The sequence below is a fragment of the uncultured Maricaulis sp. genome (assembly GCF_947259345.1).
Lineage (GTDB): Bacteria > Pseudomonadota > Alphaproteobacteria > Caulobacterales > Maricaulaceae > Maricaulis.
Map to the genome: position 1 here is coordinate 130358 of NZ_CAMYLS010000007.1, position 13694 is coordinate 144051.

9 protein-coding genes are annotated in these 13694 nt (G+C 62.3%); 5 read left to right on the top strand and 4 right to left on the bottom strand.

The window, feature by feature from the left end:
- Positions 1 to 117: 117 nt before the first annotated feature.
- The 3 genes from acnA (at position 118) to Q0X62_RS04280 (ending at position 5830) form a co-directional block, all read left to right on the top strand.
- Positions 118 to 2793 carry an aconitate hydratase AcnA gene (acnA, locus tag Q0X62_RS04270; protein WP_297732048.1) on the top strand — a complete coding sequence of 892 codons (2676 nt, stop codon included), beginning with the start codon at positions 118 to 120 and terminating at the stop codon, positions 2791 to 2793.
- Positions 2794 to 2871: 78 nt separating this feature from the next.
- Entirely contained in the window at positions 2872 to 3621 is a 750-nt protein-coding gene (locus tag Q0X62_RS04275; protein WP_297732049.1) for a DUF1223 domain-containing protein, read from the top strand.
- A 73-nt stretch (positions 3622 to 3694) separates the two neighbouring features.
- A complete protein-coding gene (locus tag Q0X62_RS04280; RefSeq protein ID WP_297732052.1) occupies positions 3695 to 5830 on the top strand; it encodes a DUF3857 domain-containing transglutaminase family protein in 2136 nt (711 codons plus the stop codon).
- On the opposite strand, the gene Q0X62_RS04285 is transcribed toward Q0X62_RS04280, so the two are convergent.
- Positions 5827 to 6378 (bottom strand): ActR/PrrA/RegA family redox response regulator transcription factor, encoded by a 552-nt coding sequence (locus Q0X62_RS04285; protein ID WP_297732055.1) that lies wholly within the window; start codon positions 6376 to 6378, stop codon positions 5827 to 5829. The two genes, Q0X62_RS04280 and Q0X62_RS04285, sit on opposite strands and share 4 nt — an antisense overlap.
- Positions 6379 to 6415: 37 nt before the next feature.
- Positions 6416 to 7738, bottom strand: a complete 1323-nt coding sequence (locus Q0X62_RS04290; RefSeq protein WP_297732058.1) for an ActS/PrrB/RegB family redox-sensitive histidine kinase — start codon at positions 7736 to 7738, stop codon at positions 6416 to 6418.
- A gap of 152 nt (positions 7739 to 7890) precedes the next feature.
- Between Q0X62_RS04290 and Q0X62_RS04295 the strand changes: the two genes are divergently transcribed.
- Positions 7891 to 8523: an SCO family protein gene (locus tag Q0X62_RS04295; RefSeq protein WP_297732061.1), complete on the top strand. Its 633-nt coding sequence runs from the start codon at positions 7891 to 7893 to the stop codon at positions 8521 to 8523.
- 46 nt (positions 8524 to 8569) lie between these two features.
- Positions 8570 to 9835 carry a polyhydroxyalkanoate depolymerase gene (gene phaZ, locus Q0X62_RS04300; RefSeq protein WP_297732063.1) on the top strand — a complete coding sequence of 422 codons (1266 nt, stop codon included), beginning with the start codon at positions 8570 to 8572 and terminating at the stop codon, positions 9833 to 9835.
- Between the two features lie 79 nt (positions 9836 to 9914).
- Here phaZ and Q0X62_RS04305 read toward each other — a convergent pair whose 3' ends face one another.
- Positions 9915 to 11483, bottom strand: a complete 1569-nt coding sequence (locus Q0X62_RS04305; RefSeq protein WP_297732065.1) for a hypothetical protein — start codon at positions 11481 to 11483, stop codon at positions 9915 to 9917.
- 106 nt (positions 11484 to 11589) lie between these two features.
- Complete coding sequence (locus Q0X62_RS04310; protein ID WP_297732067.1) at positions 11590 to 13611, bottom strand: transglycosylase domain-containing protein; 2022 nt, start codon at positions 13609 to 13611, stop codon at positions 11590 to 11592.
- Positions 13612 to 13694 lie beyond the last annotated feature (83 nt).

A 13694-nucleotide genomic window follows, 5' to 3' on the forward strand; every position in this document is an offset into this window, starting at 1 on the left:
ACGCCGCATTGCAGCAAACCGAATGTCCGGCTAAAACCCCGCCAAAACATGTGGCCGTAATCTGCGGCCCGCCTCCCCACCGGGTATTTTACCCCTGACCCCATGAGGACGACGCATATGGCCTCTCTCGACAGTTTTTCCTGTAAACGCACCCTCACCGCTGCCGGTGAAACCTATGTCTATTACGACCTGAAGGTCGCCGAAGCGAATGGCCTGGCCGGGGTGTCCCGCCTGCCGGGATCGCTGAAAGTGCTCCTGGAAAACCTGCTGCGCTTTGAAGACGGCAAGACTGTCACCAAGGCCGATATCGAGGCGATGGCCGAATGGCTGACGACCCGCAAGTCTACCCATGAGATCGCCTACCGCCCGGCGCGCGTCGTGATGCAGGACTTCACTGGCGTTCCGGCCGTGGTCGACCTTGCTGCCATGCGCGATGCCGCGACCAAGCTTGGCGCCGACCCGGACCGTATCAACCCGCAAGTCCCGGTCGACCTGGTCATTGACCACTCGGTGATGGTCGATAATTTCGGCCAGGCCAACAGCTTCGCCAAAAATGTCGAACGCGAATACGAGCGCAATGGCGAGCGCTACAAATTCCTCAAATGGGGCGCCAAGGCGTTCGACAATTTCCGCGTCGTTCCGCCGGGCACGGGCATCATTCACCAGGTCAATCTGGAGAATCTCGCCCAGGCGGTCTGGACCAAAGAAGAAAACGGCGAAACCGTCGCCTATCCGGACACCTGTGTCGGCACGGACAGCCACACCACCATGATCAACGGCCTTGCCGTTCTGGGCTGGGGTGTCGGCGGCATTGAAGCCGAAGCGGCCATGCTCGGCCAGCCGGTCTCCATGCTCATCCCGGAAGTCATCGGCTTCGAGCTGACCGGCAAGCTGCCGGAGGGCGCGACCGCCACCGACCTGGTCCTGAAAGTCGTGGAAATGCTGCGCCAGAAAGGCGTGGTCGGCAAATTCGTGGAGTTCTACGGCACCGGTCTCGACCATCTCTCTCTGGAAGACGAAGCCACCATCGCCAACATGGCCCCGGAATACGGCGCCACTTGCGGCTTTTTCCCGGTCGACAATGAAACACTCGCCTATCTCAAGGCGACCGGCCGTGACGACAAGCGCGTCGCGCTGGTGGAGGCCTATTCCAAGGCCCAGGGCATGTTCCGCCCGGAGTATGACGCTGACCCGATCTTCACGGACACGCTGCATCTCGACATGTCGACCGTCGTCCCGGCCGTCTCAGGTCCCAAGCGCCCGCAGGACTGGATCGAACTGTCCAACGCCGCCGCTGGATTTTCGCGCATCATGGAAAGCGAGTACGGCAAGGGTAATGAGCTGGACAAATCCGCACCGGTCGAGGGCGAAGACTATGCCTTCACCAATGGCGATGTCGCGATCGCGGCCATCACCTCCTGCACCAACACGTCCAATCCGTCCGTCATGCTCGGCGCCGGCCTTCTGGCCCGCAATGCCGTGGCCAAGGGCCTCAAGACCAAGCCCTGGGTGAAGACCTCGCTGGCCCCGGGCTCGCAGGTTGTCACCGATTACCTGCTGCGCGCCGGCCTGAATGACGATCTCGACGCGCTCGGCTTCGATCTCGTCGGCTATGGCTGCACGACCTGTATCGGTAATTCCGGACCGCTGCCGCCGGCGATTTCCAAGACCATCAACGAGAATGACCTCGTCGCGACCTCCGTCCTGTCGGGCAATCGCAATTTTGAAGGCCGCATCTCCCCGGATGTGCGCGCCAACTACCTGGCCTCGCCGCCGCTGGTTGTCGCCTACGCCCTGGCCGGCTCGATGAAGGTCAATCTGGTGACCGACCCGCTGGGTCAGGACCAGGATGGCAATGACGTCTATCTCAAGGACATCTGGCCGAGCTCGGCCGAGATTGCCGAAATGGTTCGCACCTCGGTCACGCCGGACATGTTTGCCAAGCGCTATGCCGACGTGTTCAAGGGCGATGACGCCTGGGCCGGTATCGAGGTTTCCGGCGGCCTGACCTATGCCTGGGACCACACCTCCACCTATGTGCAGAACCCGCCCTATTTCGAAGGCATGACGATGGATCCGGAAAGCCCGGGCGATGTCATCAATGCCAAGATCATGGGTCTGTTCGGCGACTCGATCACGACCGACCACATTTCACCGGCCGGCTCTATCAAGGCCGACAGCCCGGCCGGTCGCTATCTGCAGGAACGCCAGGTGCCGGTGCTGGAGTTCAACTCCTACGGCTCGCGTCGCGGCAATCACGAAGTGATGATGCGCGGCACGTTCGCCAATATCCGCATCAAGAACAAGATGCTGGATGGCGTCGAAGGCGGCTACACGCTGAAAGACGGCAAGCAGGTCGATATCTTTGACGCCTGCATGGAGCACCAGGCCAACGGCACGCCACTGGTCGTGTTCGGTGGCAAGGAATACGGCACGGGATCCTCGCGTGACTGGGCTGCCAAGGGCACACGCCTTCTCGGCGTCAAGGCCGTGATCGCCGAGAGCTTCGAACGCATCCACCGCTCCAACCTGATCGGCATGGGCGTTCTGCCCCTGCAGTTCGAGGATGGCGGCAGCTGGGAAGCGCTGGGCATGACCGGCGACGAAACGGTCACGATCAAGGGCATTGAAAGCCTCGAGCCGCGCGCCGTGATGACCGTCGAGATCACCTTCCCGGACGGTACGGTGAAAACCGCTTCGGCCCGCGCCCGGATCGATACCGAGAACGAGCTGGAATATTTCCGCCATGGCGGCATCCTGCACTACGTGCTGCGCAATCTCGCAGCCTCCTAGTCGGGCCGACAACAAGCTCCCGCCCGCGTCACGCCCATTTGATTGGATGATGCGGGCGGGCATGCTTATCTAGATGCCATGAAATGGCTCTTCCCCCTTCTGCTCCTGACGTTCAGCGGATTGTCCCTGCCGGTTGCCTCCGCGCAGGAAGACGCCGGGATGCCGGGCGAAGAGCGTCCGGTCCTGGTTGAGCTCTTCACCAGCCAGGGCTGTGGGCTGTGTCCGGAAGCCAATCGCTATCTCGGTGAACTGGACCAGCGCGAGAATGTTTTCGTGCTCGCCTACGCCGTGTCCTACTGGGACATGTATGGCTGGACCGACACCTATGCCCGACCGGAATATGTCCAGCGTCAGCGGACCTATCTGCCGCGGCTCGACGTACCCCGCCTCTACACCCCCCATTTCGTGGTCGATGGTGTCGCCGACGCCCCGGGCTGGGAACGCGATGCGGTGGCCGATGCCGTGGAAGCGCGACTCACCGCCATGCCGGATAGCCCTGTTATTACAGTTTCCGATGGGCCGTTCGGCTCCTTCCAGGTCACACTGGACGGTCATGCGCCCGAAGAGGAGCTCGACGTCTGGCTCGTCGCCTATGCGCCGGGATGGGCGACGGTCGAGGTCCGCGCAGGCGAGAATGACGGCCTCGACATGCTTCACTACAACATGGTCAAGAGCATGACCTATCTGGGTAATTGGTCCGGCGGACCAGCCACTTTCACCGGCGAAAGCTTCCGCCGCTATGGCACGGTCGCGATCGTCCAGGGCGCCAATGGCGGCCCCGTCTATGGCTATGCCCGGGTTGCCCCCAGCGAAACCGGCACGCGCTAACGCGGGGCAACTTGCAGCTTGAACGACCCGCAGTTCACCCCCTAGAGTTACTGCAACTTGGGGGAGTTGTGTGATGTTGTTACGCGTCTTGATCGGAGCCGGCCTGGCTCTGGTTTCATCGATCAGTGCACTTTGGCTGTATCATCAGGTCACGCCTTCAGACGCGACACCTTCGACTCCGCCGCTGCACGAGCCCATCCGCTTCGCACCGTCGGTCGAGCCCGAGATCACATTCCAACCCCGACCGGATTATGTCCGCGTTGTCGATGTCCCGCCCCCTGACGCAGTCGACAAGCCGGCGCAAAACGGGCTGAGGCCTGTTTTATTCGACTATCAATCCCGGGCCGGTGCCCGGTCCATGGCGCACTACTACCGGCAAGTCTTCGATGCCACCACTCAGGCCGGCGCGACGGGCCTGTCACAGGTTTTCATACCATTTGACCCCACGACCCAAACTGTTGCCTTGCACAGCGTCATGCTCCTGCGAGACGACGAGACCCTGGATGTCACAGGGGAAGTGCGCGTCGAATTCGTACGCCCGGATGGCGCCGTCCAGATGCGCATTTTCAACGGCAGTGTGACCGGTCTTGTCCGCGTGCCGGGGACCCGGTCCGGCGATCGCCTCGATATTGAATACTCGATTACGGATCATTCGACCGTGACCGGCTTTCGCCACTCGCAGGTGATCAGCTTGGGCGCACCGCTCAATCAATTCATGCAGGTTCACCTGCGCTCTGCCTGGCTCGGTGACCCGCCGCAGCATGCGGTTTTCGGTGGCGCACCGGACATGACGGAAGTTCGCGAAGGCAATTATACCGTCCTGGAATTCGGGCCCGAGACCATGCCGGTCGCCGAGCGGGAAGTTCTGACCCCTTATTGGCACTTTCCCGCCCCTCTATTCCTGGCATCTCAGTTCGAGACCTGGCACGAAGTCGCCAGCTGGGGCGAAAGCTTCTACACTCCCGTCGATGACCCGCTGATCACCGAGCTGGCATCTGCCATCCAGTCTGAATACCCGAACGAGGAGGCCCGCATCCTCGCGGCCCTGAGGCACGTTCAGAACGAGATCAGCTATTTTGCCATCCTCCTCGGTGAGGGCGGCTACCGGCCGGTCCATCCGGCCGAAACGCTGCGCTTTTCCGAAGGCGACTGCAAAGCCAAGGCATTGCTCCTGATCTCACTCCTGGATGCGATGGGGATCGAGGCGCAAGCCGCGTTCGTCCACACCGAATCCGGACGCGGAATTGACAATCTTCCGCCCACACCCTTCGCCTTCAATCATGTGATTGTTGAAATCGGGTTCGGAAATCGCCGCCACCTTGTCGATCCGACGGACATTGAAAGGTCCGGCGGGCTGGCGGAGCAAACCCGACGAGACTGGGGCTTTGTGCTCGTTGCAGACTCGGATCGCGGCGTCCTTGAACGTGTGTCCGTCCGGCCCTCCCGTGTGCCATTGGCCGACATTGATGAGCAATTCTCGATTGCCAGCGCCGACCGGGATGACCACCGCGCAGTCCTGAGGACGCGCTGGATATATCGCGGCGAAATGGCTGACACCATTCGACAGGAAATTCGTCTCAACGGCATGGAGGCGACGCTCGCAAACTACGAGCGCTTTTACGCAAGTCGCTCAGCAAGCATGACTGTGATCGGTGCGGCTGAGCTTGCCGATGATCCGGAGACCGGACACCTCGTCTACACAGCAGAGATGCAACTGGATTTGTTCGACTTCAGTCATCCGGATTCGGACATGCCGAGCTACATGTTTATCGCGCACGGGGCCTCACGAGCAATTCTGGGCGCGCCTCTGGAGGCGCGCGAAAACCCGCTCGCCTTGCCCTACCCTTACGACTTCCGACATCGCATCACGCTGAACCTGCCCGAGGGTAGCTCGCACTGGGTTCCCGATGACCCGAGCTATCATCAATACATGGACTCGCTGACCGTCGAGAACGCCGCATTCGAGCTGACCGACAGCCGGGATTTCGGCGAAAATCGCGTTGTCCTGACCGCCCGGACACGCATTCTTGCGCCGGAGGTCAGGCCGGAACTCTTCACACGCGTCGAGAACGACCTGCAGGGGTCGGACTTGATGTCCTATCTCGTGATTGGCGAACACATGAATGTTCAAGTTGATCCCGGGCGAATGCAGAGCCTGTTGATTCCCAGCCACGCGCCCAGCCTGCCGGAATATACAGCGGTCCGCTAACGCGGGGCGCGCTTGGCCAGGATACGCTGCAGGGTGCGACGGTGCATGTTCAGACGACGCGCTGTTTCCGAGACATTGTGATCACAAAGCTCGAAGACGCGCTGGATGTGTTCCCAGCGCACGCGGTCAGCCGACATCGGGTTTTCCGGCGGCTCGGGCTTGTCTTCCGGGTGGGCCAGCAGGGCCTTGATGATGTCATCGGCATCGGCCGGCTTGGACAGATAGTCCACCGCTCCGGCTTTCACCGCAGCAACCGCGGTGGCGATATTGCCATAGCCGGTCAGCATGACGACACGGCAATCGGCGCGCGACGCGTGCAGCGCCTTGACCACGTCGAGACCATCTCCGTCCTGAAGGCGCAGGTCCAGCACGGCAAAGGCCGGCGGGTTGGACCTGGCCACTTCCTTGGCCTCGTCGACACTGGCAACAGCCGAGACGACGAAGCCGCGACCGGTCATGGCGCGGCCGAGACGGGTCCGGAAGGGCGCGTCATCGTCCAGGATGAGAAGGGATTTGTCCTCGGGAAGCTCGTATTCGATCTCGCTCACGCGTCGGTCCTCGCGAATTCTTGGTCTTTGTTCATCTCTAACCCAGTGCGGGCGGCGCCTCTACCCGTTTGCGCGGCCAGCGGATGGAAACCACCGCCCCGCCCGGCGCGGGCACGTTGTCGAAGCGCACAACACCGCCGCTCTTCTCGATCATGGTCTTGGCGATGAAGACGCCGAGACCCAGACCGCCCTGGCCGGGTGTTCCCGACCGGGTTGTGACATAAGGCTCGCCAATCTTGGACAGGATTTCCGAGCTGAAACCCGGCCCGTCATCGAGGACCCGGACATAAATGTTGGTGCGGTCCCAGCGCCCTTCCACAACAACCCGCGAAGCCGCGAAATCGACGGAGTTCTCTATGAAATTCCCTATCCCGTAGAGCAGTTCGGGGATGCGTTTGAGCACGGGCGGATCGCCACTACCAGCCTCCGTCACTTCCACCGTCACCACCGGTCCGAGACCCCGCAAGGGCGCACTGGCTTCCTCGAGGGCCGCGTGAAATTCGATCCGGTCATGACGTACGTCGGAGGCCTCCTGAACCTCGCCCAACCGCTTCAGTATGTCGCGGCAACGGCGGGCCTGGGTAACCAGGAGATCGGCATCCTCGGCGAGAGGTGAGCCGGCCTCGATCTCGCGGAGCATTTCCTTGGCGGTGAGCTGAATGGTTGCGAGCGGTGTCCCCAACTCGTGCGCGGCGGCGGCCGACAGCGCGCCCAGAGCCGACAAGCGCTGCTCGCGTGACAGGACGCTCTGGGTTGCCGCGAGCGCCGTGGCCATGCGTTTGCCCTCCTGGCTAACGCGCCAAGAATAAACCGCAGTGAACGCCACCGCGATGAAAATGGCGGCCCACAGGCCGAAGACATACATGCCTGGCAGGTCGAGCGCGTCGCCGCCATACCAGGGCAGGGGCAGGCTCCACAGCCACATCGCGCCGGTTCCGGCGATCGCAATGGCTGCGACCCCGCCTGACCAGCGTGCGGGCAGGGCGGCGACGGCGATGATGATGGGCGCGGCCAGCATCACCACGAAGGGGTTTTGCAGTCCGCCGGTCAGGGTCAGCAGCGCGCACATCTGGAGAACGTCGAAACCCAGCTGGGCGAAGGCCTCCCAGTCACGGGCGAATTTCTGCGGCGGCACGGCGAGGGTCAGCCAGGTATTCACCAGCGCGCTCATGGCAATAAGGCCGAGGCAGAAGCCGATCGGGAGCTCGAACCCGACCAGGAAATGCACGATCAGGATGGTCAGGGTCTGGCCGCCAACCGCCAGCCATCTCAACATGACCAGCGTGCGCAGACGCAAACGGCCGAAGACCGGCGTCAGATGGGCATCACCGCCATAGGGGTCCCAATCGCTCTCACTCATTGCCTAACCGCCTCCTGAATGCGTGACCGCGTCCGGTGATGGACAGCGAGAAGGCTTGGCCCTACCTTCGCACTCGCAGCAAAATCGATGCATCCTGACTAGCATGCTTCGTTCGCGCCCGGATAGATCGGGGGCTTCGCCAAGGAGTGACAATGCCGCGTCCATTGCTCTGGCTGCTGATCGCAGCGCCCACAGTCTTGTTGATTGCGTTTTTCACCCTCCTCCTGACCCAACCGGATCAGGTCGAAGAGCGCCGCGCCGGCGTGCGCACAACCGGTGAGGCCCAGGTGGGCGGTCCTTTCGAGCTCGTCGACCAGACTGGCACAACCGTCACCCAGGATGCCTATGCCGGCAAGGTCATGCTGATCTATTTCGGCTATACCTACTGCCCCGATGTCTGCCCCTTCTCACTGCAGATCATGGCCGCCGCGATGGATCAGCTCGATGCGGATCAACAAGCCCGTATCCAACCCATTCTGATCACGGTTGACCCGGAGCGCGACACGCCGGAGCAAATGGCGCGCTATGTCAGTTCACCAGCCTTCCCGGATGGCCTCGTTGGCCTGACAGGCAGCGAAGAGCAGATCGCCGCGGTCGCGCGCGCCTATCGGGTCGTCTACCAGCGCGCCGAAGACGACACTAGCGCTGACTATCTGATGGACCACTCCTCGATTATCTATGTGATGGATGGCGAAGGCCGTTTCGTCGACCTCTTTACCTCAGGCGTGAACCCGCGCGATCTCGCACTGCGCCTGCAAGACTTCCTTGAGGAAAATCCCGGATAGTCGTCCGGAACAGTGCCGGCGCCCGGCGCCGACGCCAGGAGAGCTCATGCTTTACAGCGTCTATGAATTCAATCGTATCGCCATGACACCATGGCGTGCCGCGGCCAATGCCACCCGGCAGGCCCTCCGCTCGCCCATGAACCCGATGGCGGACACCATTGCCGGGCGCTCGATGGCCGCCGCCGCCGAGCTCTTTGAATCGGTGACGCGGCGCTATGCCAAGCCGGAATGGATGCTGGATCACACGACGGTCAACGGCAAATGCGTGGGCGTCAGTGAGGAAATCGTCTGGACCAAACCCTGGTGCTCGCTGCTGCATTTCGAGCGCGACCATGACGCACTCATCGCGGCCCGCGGCGACACGAAACCGGACCGGAAAGTCCTCTTTGTCGCGCCGATGTCGGGCCACTATGCGACCCTGCTGCGCGGCACGGTCGAAGCCTTTTTGCCCGACAGCGACGTCTACATCACGGACTGGCAGGATGCGCGCATGGTGCCGGTCACGGATGGTCGCTTCGACCTTGATGACTTCACCAGCTATATCCGCGAAATGATCAGCCTGCTTGGCCCAGACGTTCATGTCGTTGCTGTCTGCCAGCCTGGTCCACCCACACTCGCCTCGATCGCCTTGATGGCCCAGGATGATGATCCCAAGCGGCCCGCCTCGATGACCTATATGGGCTCGCCGATCGACACACGCCTGTCGCCGACCGTGCCGAACAAATTGGCGGAAGAGAAACCGTTCGACTGGTTTGCCAGCAATCTGATTCACACCGTGCCGGCCCCGAATCCGGGTGCCTTCCGGCGCGTCTATCCGGGCTTCCTGCAGCTGGCCGGCTTCATGAACATGAATCTGGAACGCCATGTCGATGCGCATTGGGATTTCTTCACCCACCTTGTCGACGGCGATGGCGACAGCGCCGACAAGCACCGTACCTTCTACGACGAGTATCTCGCCGTCATGGACCTGTCCGAGGAATTTTACCTGCAGACCATCACGGACGTCTTCCAGGAGCACAAGCTGGCCAAGGGCACGCAGATGCATGGCGACCGCAAGGTCGACCCGGCCGCGATCAAGGATGTCGCCCTGCTGACGGTGGAAGGCGAGAATGACGATATTTCCGGGATTGGTCAGACCCAGGCCGCTCACACACTGTGCTCGGGGCTGCCGGACGCGCTGCAACAGGACTGGATCCAGCCCGATGTCGGCCATTACGGCGTGTTCAATGGTCGCCGTTTCCGCGAGCAGATTGCGCCGCGCATGAAAGCCTTCATGGACGAAACTGGCGAGGCTGCACTCGCAAGTCGCTAGGCTGCTGCGGCCGGGACGAACAAAAAAAGGCGCTGGTCGAGCCCGACCAGCGCCTTTCTTGTGTGGCATCCGCGATCGATCAGGGCGCTTCGGAGGTGAAGCTCAGCCCCAGCGCGTTGTAGTCAAACGTACCGGCCTCGATATCGACCATCATCTGACCGATGCTGAGCGGCTCGGGCGGCGTCATATCGACGGTCAGGCTCCCACCCTGATTGACGAAGTTCGTCAGGGCGGAGGACAATTCAGCCAGCACCGGGCGCGGGATTTCCGGCGGTGCCGCCATCAGACCCATGCCCATCATCGCGCCGGCCTGAACCCGCAACTCGTCCTTGGTGACGCCCTGGGCAGCTGCCCCGGCCTCAAGCGCCCGATCGAGCAGCGACAGGTCGACGAAGCGCATCGACATGTTGTTGATGAGAAGCGGTCCCATCAGATTGACCATGGCATCCATCTGGGCAGCCGTGTCGGACTCATCGACAGTGGACAGCGTTTCCATCGCATCTGGCATGTTGGCGAGATACTCGTTGAAGCCGGACATGTCCTGGCCCATCTCGATGCGCAGGCCATCGGTCAGTTCGATATAATTCTCGCCCGTCGTATAGGACCGGCCCGTGTCTTCGTCATAAACCGAATTGGCCTGCATGCGCAGTTCAAGCTGCTCATAGCCAAGCATACCCAATCCCATGGCAAGCTGTGCGCCGGCCGGTTTGGACGGATCCGGGATCAGCATGGCGGAGCCGAGCTCGGCCGTGCTGGTAATGCGCGAACCGCTGCGCTCCATGGCCGCCGTCAGGTGATCCATGGAGAAGTGAACGCCCGACGCCTCGACCAGGATGTCGCGCACCGCGAAACGGTCATAGATGTCGACCGGCGAGAGGAAGGCACTCTGATAATAGGCCTGCATCACAGCGTCTTCGTCAGCACCGGCCGCCGCCGCATCCATCATGTCGGCATAGGCCGCCGTCTGGAAACCGATGATCGACATTTCGCCAAGATTGACGGTGACATCCTCGCCGGTCTCGTCAGCGCCGGAGAAGGCGAAGCCCAGCATGGCAAGGCGGCCCAGCTCAACGCGCGAATACTGCTCGACGACGAATTGGGCCAGGCTGAACTCGAACGGATTGCCGTCCTCTTCGCCATTGCCCGTCAGGCCTTCGATCGCGAAGCCCTCAAACTCGTACAGATTCCAGTCTGGCTCGTAATCATCGCCATTTTCACCGGCGACAGCGCGTCCGAAGTCATGGGTCATGACGGCGTTCGGGCCATCGAGGCTGATGCGGTCGAGGCGGATCACCGTGCCGTCCGTCTCGTCGGTCGCGATGATGCCTTCGAGCGCGAGTCCGTCAAACAGGACTTCGCCGTCGGAGTCGAGACGCAGCGTGTCGAAGATCATGCGATCAACCTGCACCGAGTCCGGACCGCCATCGCCTTCATCATTGATATCGCTGAAGGTGACATCATTCAGAATGTAGCGACCGCCACGAAAGCTGGCACTGTCATAGGTGAAGCCGTCCTGGTCGCCATCAAGTCCCATCCGCTCCATGGCGGCTTCCGCCGCAGCACGGCTCTGGGCCTCAACACTCCCGGCCGGCAGCATGTAAACGGCGACACTCGCCGCGGCCGCGGCAGTAAGCAGGCTATATCTCATAATGACCCCCTCATGGATCGGTGTTTCTAGGTCCCTCAAGCGGGAGTTTAACACCACGAATGCGACACGTCCTTGAAACAATGTGCCTCTTTGGGGGGATTTTGGGTCAGTCGCGTCCCCCCAGACCGGCGAGAAATGCGCCAATGGCGTCTTCATCGCGGTCGGGGTCAGGTGCCTCCGGGGTGGGGGCGGGCCGGGTCTCGGGCGCCGGCTCAAGACTTGCGGCCAAAACGTCCGCCAATGCATCCGCAGCGGCGATCTGGGCGGCACCGAGGCCCTGGCGGGGGGCAGATTCCAAATAGGCCTGGAAAATCCTGGCTGGCGGACCGCCGCCAGTCGCCCGATCTGTCGGCGAATTATCGTCATTGCCAGTCCAGACAACCGTCACCAACTCGCTGTTGAAGCCGGCAAACCAGGCGTCACGGAAGTCATTGGTGGTCCCGGTCTTGCCGCCAATCGTCAAGCCGGAGACGGCGGCACGACGCCCCGTGCCTTGTTGGACATTTGCCAGGAAGAGGTCGCGCATGCGACGTCCCGTACGCGCGTCCAGCACCAGCTCTCCACCCGTCGGTGCGGCTGCATAGAGAAGCGCCCCGTCGGCGCTTTCGATACGATCAATGCCATAGGGCGAGGCCCGCAGGCCGCCATTGGCGAAGGGCGCATAGGCGGACGCCAATTCCAGGGGGGTCACCTCGAACACGCCAAGCGCCAGCGAGCGGTCGACCCGCATCGGGCTTTCAATGCCCAGCCGGCGGGCCAGACGGGCCACATGACCCCGGCCGGTTTCCTCGGCGATCTGGACGGCGATGGAATTGGATGAACGAATGAAGCCTTCTCGCAGACTCATCTCTCCGCGATACTCGTCATTGTAATTCTGTGGCGCCCAATCGCCGATCCGCACCGGGGCATCATTGCGGCGATCTTCCGGCGTCAAGCCGGCCTCGAAAGCCGAGGCATAGACGAAGGGTTTGAAGGCCGATCCGGGCTGGCGCTGAGCCAGGACCGCGCGATTGAATTGCGAACGCGCGTAGGAACGCCCGCCAACCATGGCCCGGACAGCGCCGTCATGCGCCAGTGAGACCAGTGCGCCCTCGCCGGCGCCGGAGGCCAGCTCGTCATTGTCGAGAATGCCACTCAGCGCCCGTTCGGCCGCGCGCTGGGCGTCGACATCCAGCGTGGTGTGTACGACCAGATCGCCATGATCGAGACCGGCAATTTCACGCACCTGATCCGCCGCCCAGTCGACAAAGTATTGCGCGCCCTGGCTCGAGGCGCCGCGTGAGACACGGATCGGGATCGAAGCCGCCTCAAGGCGTTCAGTATCAGTGATACGGCCGGTCTGCGTCATCAGGTCCAGAACAACAGTGGCGCGCGCCGCCGCGCGTTGGGCGTCATTGACCGGGCTGTAGCGCGAGGGCGCCTTGAGCAGGCCTGCGAGCAAGGCCGCTTCGCCCAGACCCAGCTCGCTTGCCGGGCGAGAAAAATACCGCAGCGATGCGGCTTCTACGCCATAGGCGCCGCCGCCGAAATAGACCCGGTTTAGATAGAGTTCGAGAATCTCGTCCTTGCTGAACCGGCTTTCCAGCCAGAAGGCCAGCATCATTTCCTGCACTTTGCGGCGCAGGGTTCGCTCGGGCGACAGAAAGAGGTTCTTGGCCAATTGCTGGGTCAGGGTCGAGCCGCCCTGCACCACACGGCCCGCGCGCAGATTGGCTAGCATGGCCCGGCCGAGGCCAATTACATCAATACCGGGGTGGCTGTAGAAGCGCCGATCCTCGACCGCGAGGACCGCATCCACCAGATAGGGCGGCAGCTCGTCAATCGTCACCTCATGACCATGCGCCGATCCCCGTCGGGCGATCAGCGCGCCATCATGATCGAGAAAGGTGATAGTCGCGGTACGCTCGACAGCTTCGAGACCGCTGGTATCCGGCAGGTCGCGTGCAATCGAAACCAGCCAGCCGCCGATGAGGAGCGAGACGATGATGAGCAGACAGGCCGCCGTGCGAAACCAGGGAAAGCCGCCGCCGCTGTTTCGCTTTCGCCGGGGCGAACGCCGACGTCCGCGCGAAGGCGCGGCGGAACGGGCGCGCTGCGCCGCCTGGGATTTGCTGGGCCGACGGGCCATGCTCGATCCTTGTCGCATAACCGGATGTTTCATCTGCGCGCAGCGGGGTTAATTCCCCATGAAGGCACGCCCGTAAAGGCTTG

Coding starts and splice junctions, on each gene's coding strand:
- acnA (WP_297732048.1), top strand. CDS start 118: ATGGCCTCTCTCGACAGTTTTTCCTGTAAACGCACCCTCACCGCTGCC.
- Q0X62_RS04275 (WP_297732049.1), top strand. CDS start 2,872: ATGAAATGGCTCTTCCCCCTTCTGCTCCTGACGTTCAGCGGATTGTCC.
- Q0X62_RS04280 (WP_297732052.1), top strand. CDS start 3,695: ATGTTGTTACGCGTCTTGATCGGAGCCGGCCTGGCTCTGGTTTCATCG.
- Q0X62_RS04290 (WP_297732058.1), bottom strand. CDS start 7,738: ATGAGTGAGAGCGATTGGGACCCCTATGGCGGTGATGCCCATCTGACG.
- Q0X62_RS04295 (WP_297732061.1), top strand. CDS start 7,891: ATGCCGCGTCCATTGCTCTGGCTGCTGATCGCAGCGCCCACAGTCTTG.
- phaZ (WP_297732063.1), top strand. CDS start 8,570: ATGCTTTACAGCGTCTATGAATTCAATCGTATCGCCATGACACCATGG.
- Q0X62_RS04305 (WP_297732065.1), bottom strand. CDS start 11,483: ATGAGATATAGCCTGCTTACTGCCGCGGCCGCGGCGAGTGTCGCCGTT.
- Q0X62_RS04310 (WP_297732067.1), bottom strand. CDS start 13,611: ATGGCCCGTCGGCCCAGCAAATCCCAGGCGGCGCAGCGCGCCCGTTCC.